The sequence below is a fragment of the Micromonospora orduensis genome, from assembly GCF_006228125.1.
Lineage (GTDB): Bacteria > Actinomycetota > Actinomycetes > Mycobacteriales > Micromonosporaceae > Micromonospora > Micromonospora orduensis.
Genome location: NZ_VDFY01000032.1, coordinates 1 through 2,946 on the forward strand (window position 1 = coordinate 1; position 2,946 = coordinate 2,946).

Below are 2,946 nucleotides of genomic sequence, written 5' to 3' on the forward strand. Positions count from 1 at the left end.
TGAGGTGGGTGCCGGGTCTCCGGGCGCAGGGTGTCCGTGGACTGGGTCGCGTCTGGTTCGATGCCGTCGTCTCGATGGTGAGGCGCCGGTGTCGTCGGCTGGGCAGGCGGTGGTGGGGCCGGGGTCGACGGTGCCGTGGTAGGGGCGGATGGTGGTGGCGCCGTGCCTCTGGCCGGCGGGTCGGTGGGTGACGTCGGCGGTGCGGGCGTGCTGGGGGTGTTGTCGGCGGGTAGGCGCAGGGTCCAGCCGGTATGGATGAGGTCCGGGTCGCGCAAGGTGCCGCCGACGTGCGGGAAGTGGGTGCCGCGATTGAGGGTGAATATCTCCGGCCAGCGGTTGGCGTCGCCGAGGCACCGGTGGGCGATGGCGAACAGAGTGTCACCCCGTTGCACGGTGTAGGTGCTGCCCGGCGACGCGGTGTCGCGGGCGGTCCGGTGCGGGACGGGTGTGCCGCTTGAGCGCGTCGGATGATCGTCGTTGACGTCGCCGACGGTGGTGCTGGGCGGGGCGGCGTGCGCGGCGCCCGCGGCGGTGGTGACGGCGGTGGCGCCGAGCAGTGCGGCGGTAATGCCCTGCACGGGACCGGGGACGCGCAGCGCCGACATGCCGCTGAGGCGACGGGCCACCGCGCTGTAGGCGCGCAGGAGGATGGTGGTGCTTAGCGGCAGCCACAGGGCGGCCGCCGCGGCGATGGTGAGGGCCATGAGGAAGCCACTGGTCATCGGTCGGGTGACCCACTGCTGGACGGCGGCCGGTGACGGCAGCGTCGGCGTCCATATGCCGGTGCGAGCAAGGACGACGGGCACGGTCGCCGTGCCCAGGATGGATGTGGTGATTGCGGCGGTGCGCGTCGATCGGTTTGACACACGTCCTCCTTCCTGGGCGGATGCTGTCCCGGGCTGCTCCCCCGCCGGGGGCGCGTGTCCTGCCGGGCGGGGGAGGCGGTTGACGGCGACGCTATGACCACCGCTGTGTCGGTGGGAGTCGCTGGTGGCTGACAGCACCTCACCGCACCTCACACGCCCTCACATCCGCAGGTCAGCACAGTGGGCCGTAGCGGACGGTCCGCCCGCGAGGTAGGCCGAAGGCTGCGAAGTGGGAGAGGGCTTGCGACTCGGGACCGGACAGTGCCAGGTGGGGCCACCGGGCGGTCAGCCACCCGCCGGGCAGGAGCCGTTGGGTGGCAGGTGACGCCAGCGATGAGGCCCTGCTGGTCCAAGTTTTATGCGCGCCCGGAGGCTCATCCGTACGTCAGGGCGATAGGTCGTACCAGGCGTGATCGTGCTGGATTGACTGTGCGCCACCGGGGGGCGGTGAGCTTCCTGGCGACCTCCGTGGCCCGATGGCGACGGAGGCCCAGACCAGGCTGCGCGAGCCGGCCGGCGACCGGGATTCCCCTGCTAGGGCCATGAAAAAGGTAGGCAGGGTCACCAGGTGGGGATGGCGGGTTGGCCCGTCAGGCTGGCTGTCGGTCGGCCGTGCCGGTGGGGAGGATGCCCGCTGCGGCGAGGCGACGGGTATAGCCCTGCCGCAGGTGGTTGGCCGCGTCGTGGTCGCCGATGGCGATGAGTGCGGTGACCGCGCGGGTGTGCAGGTCGGCGTTGTACGGGTCGATGCGGATGGCGGCCTGCAGCCATTCGAGGGCCTGCCGGGCGTCAGGGCTGGCGGCGGCGAGAGCCGCGTGCGCGTCGAGGACGTGCCGGCGGGTGGCTTCGCGGATCGGGTCGAGCCAGGGCCAAGCGCGGCGGGCGGCGAAGTCACCGGAGTAGGCGTCGATGACCGCCGTCCAGGTCGTCGCGTCGGTGGTGACGGCGGTGGTGGCGTCGCGAACCGCGTGGTGGAAGTGCCACAGGTCGACGGTGACGCCGGTGGGATCGAGGCGGTACCGGTCGTCGCTGTGCTCAATGATGCTCACCCCCGCTGCGGAGCGGATGGTGGCGCGCAGGTCGCTGACGGTGGTGTAGAGGCGGCCGGTCAGGGAGTGGCGGGGCAGGCCCGGCCAGATCGCCTCGGTCAGCTCTCGTGTGTCGGCTCCGTCAGGGTGGGCGGCGAGGAACACGAGGACCTGGAGCGCGGCGGTGCGCCGGATCGCCACAGGATGACCATCCAGCAGCAGCCTCGGCTCACCCAGCACGCGTAGCTCAAGGCGTCGCTTGTCGTTCCCGGGGCGGACGGGGTGATCCTGGGCGCCGGCCTCCCCCCGAGCGGGTTGGCCTGTGGGGTTGCGCGACGGACCGGAGGTCCCCGGGTGTGGTGGTACCGGGTCGGGGTGGGCGATCACGGTGAGCAGGTCGGTGGCCGTGACTTGGCTAAGGACGCACACCCGTGGCCCGGCTGACCTGTCGCCGTCCAGGGGGCGGGTATGCCCCGACCGGTCGACCTGCCACGTCTGACCGGCCGGCCAGCGTCCGAGCACGGCCACCGCGGCGGAGGCAGCGGTCAGAACCGCCAGGGTGTCGGCGCTGTCCCTTGCGGACGGCGCATCGACGATAAGGGTTGGACCGGATGTGCCCGTGTCCTCCTGCGCGTCTCGTTGCGACTGGTCCCGTGCGCCCAGGCCCCGGCCGAACCGGCTGCCGGGGAAGAACTGCGCCGCCTGCCCGAGGTGGTCGATGACGGCCAGCCCTGGCAGTCGCCGGGCCAGCGTTGCGGCGGTAGGGCCGAGCAACGGTGCCAGGACGGGTCGCGTGACGACCACGGAGACTGTCGGGTGGTGGTGCCCAGCTAGCAGGCTGGTGACGAGCAGGCCACGGGCGGCGGCCTGCGCCCCTGGCCCGGTAAGACCGACCCCAGTTCGGGGCAAAGCCTGACCAGCGGTTGGCGGGTGGAGCAGTGACGAGCCGGCCGAGGCGCCGGGTTCGGTAGGTGGTGGCGTCGAGTCGGCGAGGGCGGCTTGTACGGCGGCGACCGTCGGGGGCAGTGGTGCCAGGTCAGGGTCGTCCGGGC

At 72.3% G+C, this 2,946-nt stretch carries 2 protein-coding genes; both read right to left on the reverse strand.

What is annotated here, in order from left to right; all coding sequences use genetic code 11:
* Positions 1 to 866 (reverse strand): LysM peptidoglycan-binding domain-containing protein (locus FHG89_RS00225; protein ID WP_244295046.1); only part of this gene is annotated, 866 nt, incomplete at its 3' end.
* 590 nt (positions 867 to 1,456) lie between these two features.
* Positions 1,457 to 2,946: AfsR/SARP family transcriptional regulator (locus FHG89_RS33200; RefSeq protein WP_139581837.1), on the reverse strand; the 1,490-nt coding region annotated here is incomplete at its 5' end.